At 41.8% G+C, this 1,543-nt stretch carries 1 pseudogene; it reads left to right on the forward strand.

The window, feature by feature from the left end:
• Positions 1–247: 247 nt before the first annotated feature.
• Positions 248–1,368: pseudogene (locus HMPREF3249_RS04560) on the forward strand (IS110 family transposase).
• Positions 1,369–1,543: the final 175 nt, after the last annotated feature.

Raw genomic sequence — 1,543 nt, forward strand, 5'->3', positions numbered from 1 at the left:
AAAACATACTAAGATTAGTAGTGAAGAAATCTCCGACGGGAGAGAGTACTCACTGCTTTTTCTTTATGTTAAAGTAGAGGGTGTCTTGTTAAGTCGAGGGTCTTTTTGACGCTTGATGTCGTACACAAAACTGGCAAGACACCTGTTTTAGGAAGAATGTTATCAAAGTATGTGGGACGCTTGACGTCGTGTATTGAAAATGACATCACTAAAACAAGGTATCATTCAAGACAAAGAGGGAATTATCATGCGGACTGTGTTTGGAATTGATGTGAGTAAGGCAAGTTCAGAGGTGGCTATTTTAGTGAATGGTGAGAAAGTTCATGGCTACACCATGCCCAACGATACCATCGGATTTGCACGTCTCTTGAGCGATTTAAAAACCGTCCAACACCCTGAAATCATCTTTGAGGCAACCGGAGTCTATTCTCGGCACCTTCAGGCATTTCTGGAGGAAAATGGCTACACTTATACACGGCTCAATCCTTTGGAAACTAAGAAGCAACTGGATAGCCTGCGAGTTCGTAAAACAGATAAGATTGACGCTGAAAAACTAGCACAATCTCAATTTGTGCTCAATCGTAAACCGACCTATGTTCAAGAGGAGGTTTATCAAGACTTGCGGGATTTGAGTCGTTTCTATCAGAATCTGACAGAGGATACCGTTCGTACTAAGAACCGCCTTCACAAAGTACTGCAAGTGACCTTCCCAGAAATAGAGTCTATTTTATCAGCGCCAACAGGTGAACAATACTGGCAGCTGGTGAGGGCATTCCCAAGTAAAGCTTTCGTCCTGGAAGTGTCTGAGATGGAACTGACTGCCAGCATTCGGCAGTCTACAGCCAAACGCATCTCTGACAAGCGTGTCGCTTATCTGGTGGGGAAACTCATTGAACTAGCCAAACAGTCTTATTGTGCTACTTAGACAAAATGATAGAGCTGGCCAAACCTCTACCAGAATACGAGATTCTTCTCTCTATCCCTGGTATCGCTGAAACAACCGCCACCTCTATCATAGGCGAATTAGGGGATATCCGTCGTTTTCAGTCTCCCAATCAAATCAACGCCTTTATCGAGATTGATCTGAGACACTATGAATCAGGGAACTATTTGGCCCAAGAACATATCACCAAGCGGGGCAATCCTTATGCCAGAAAGATTCTCTTCAAGACCATTCACAACATTGCTTCGACCAGTCATACCAATCCTTGCCACATTGCGGACTTTTATGAGAAACGAAAAAGACAATCGCAGACGACTTCAACTAAGCCTCATACGATTGCCTCAATGCATCGCCTCATAAGGACAATGTATTACCTCATTACGCATAACAAACTTTACGATTACACTTTAACCCAAAATCATTAAAGCCGTCTATGCTCTATCATTGTAACACCTTATGAAAAAAATAGCTAGATAAGGTGTTGTTTTTGTGTACTCTTTTTCCAATCAAAAGAGCCGAAAAGGGCTAGGATAAACTATTAAAATCAAATCAATCATCAATTCTTTGACTGAAAAACATTGAATTGCTTGACAAATGGTA

The organism is Streptococcus sp. HMSC36C04 (assembly GCF_001839535.1).
Taxonomy (GTDB): Bacteria; Bacillota; Bacilli; order Lactobacillales; family Streptococcaceae; genus Streptococcus; species Streptococcus hominis.